This is a genomic window from Shewanella sp. SR44-4 (assembly GCF_014163715.1).
Taxonomy (GTDB): domain Bacteria; phylum Pseudomonadota; class Gammaproteobacteria; order Enterobacterales; family Shewanellaceae; genus Shewanella.
Window position 1 is genome coordinate 1 of sequence record NZ_JACJDU010000104.1, and the last position, 1,882, is coordinate 1,882.

1 protein-coding gene is annotated in these 1,882 nt (G+C 44.2%); it reads left to right on the plus strand.

Annotated features, from left to right (window positions below):
* The first annotated feature begins 144 nt into the window (after positions 1 to 144).
* The gene (gene ruvX / locus H5125_RS21555) at positions 145 to 564 is read left to right on the plus strand and encodes a Holliday junction resolvase RuvX (RefSeq protein WP_059744132.1); all 420 of its coding nucleotides are present in this window, start codon (positions 145 to 147) and stop codon (positions 562 to 564) included.
* Positions 565 to 1,882 lie beyond the last annotated feature (1,318 nt).

Genomic DNA, 1,882 nt, shown 5'->3' on the forward strand with positions numbered 1-1,882 from the left:
GCGCTTCTAGGACGGACTGCGTCCTGCTAAGAACTGCTTTGCTGCTAAGATTTTATAGCCTCTAGCCGCGAAGCGTCCTCGCAGCGTAGCGCTCTAGGCTGTTGCTTTTAAAGCGTCCTCTAAAGATTAAACCAAGAGATAAACATGCAACCACAAACCGTTTTAGGGTTCGACTACGGCACCAAAAGTATTGGTGTCGCCATAGGTCAAGCCATTACAGCTAGCGCCACACCTTTATTATCAATTAAAGCGGTTGATGGGATCCCTAATTGGGATGATATCGATAAATTATTGAAAGAATGGCAACCAGATCTTGTTGTTGTCGGTTTACCGTTAAATATGGACGGCACCGAGCAAGAGATGACTCAACGAGCTCGAAAATTCGCTAATCGAATTAATGGTCGTTTTGGCGTTAAAATTGCCACCCAAGACGAACGTTTAACCACTGCAGATGCTAAAGCCCGTTTATTTGAATTGGGTGGTTTTAAAGCGTTAACCAAAGGTCAAATTGATGCGGTGTCAGCGGTGTTAATTATTGAAAGCTATTTCGAAAACCAATTCTAACTTAATGCCGAGATTCTAGGCCGCTAGGCGGATAGAGCGCTTCGCTTCTAGGAACAGCTTCGCTGCTAAGATTTAGTCACCAGATTCCAGTATTAATCTAGATGCTAGATTCTAGGCCGCTACGCGGATAGAGCGCTGCGCTTCTAGGGACAGCTTCGCTGTTAATATTTTATAGAATCTAGCAGCGTAGCGCTCTAGTCATCTAGATTCTAAGTGCTAGGCCGCTACGCGGATAGAGCGCTGCGCTTTTAGGAACAGCTTAGCTGCTAAGATTTAATTACTAGGCCAAGTACCGTTCGAGTTACGAGGTCTATTGCTTTTATAGCATCTAGCAGCGTAGCGCTCTAGTCATCTAGATTCTAAATACTACGCCGCTACGCGGATAGAGCGCTACGCTTCTAGGAACAGCTTCGCTGCTAAGATTTAGTCACCAGATTCCAGTACCGTTCGAGTTACTAGGTCTTTTAGCTTTTATAGCATCTAGGCTCTATCGCTTTTTATCGCTTTTTATCGCTTTTCATCACTCGCCATCTCTTTCTATCGCTTGTTACCGCTTGTTACCGCTCACCTTCCTTTTTTGCCCCAAAATGGTGCAATTTTTATTCATTGTTGCACATATCTTCTTATCTTGGTCAATACACCTTTTCACATCATCGTTTTTATTCTGAAAATAATATCAAACATATCAATGGGTAAAGTCTATTTGTGCCATTAAGGTGCAAAGTTATTACGTTTGGCACATATCCTGAAGCTACCTAATCAGTTAATTGAGTTACAGCGACAACAGAAATAGCTATGACAGGTGATAACAAGCGAACGCTGCGCTTACTGATAGAACTATGACAGGCGATAACAAGCGAACGCTGCGCTTACTGATAGAACTATGACAGACGATAACTAGCGGACGTTGCGCTTACTGATAGAGCTATGACAGACGATAACGAGCGGACGTAGCGCTTACTGATAGAGCTATGACAGGTGATAACAAGCGAACGCTGCGCTTACTGGTAGAGCTATGACAGACGATAACTAGCGGACGTTGCGCTTACTGATAGAACTATGACGAGCGATAACAAGCGAACGCTGCGCTTACTGATAGAACTATGACGAGCGATAACAAGCGAATGCTGTGCTTACGAATTTAGTGATGACAGACGATAACAAGTGAGGGCGATAACAAGCGGATTGTGTGGAAACGGGTGAACGTTGGCTTTCAGCTTTTATAGAATCTAGCCGCGCAGCGAATTAGCTTCTAGGCTTTAAGCTTGTCACCGCTCGTTATCGCTCGTTATCGCTTGATATCGCTCGTTATCGCTTG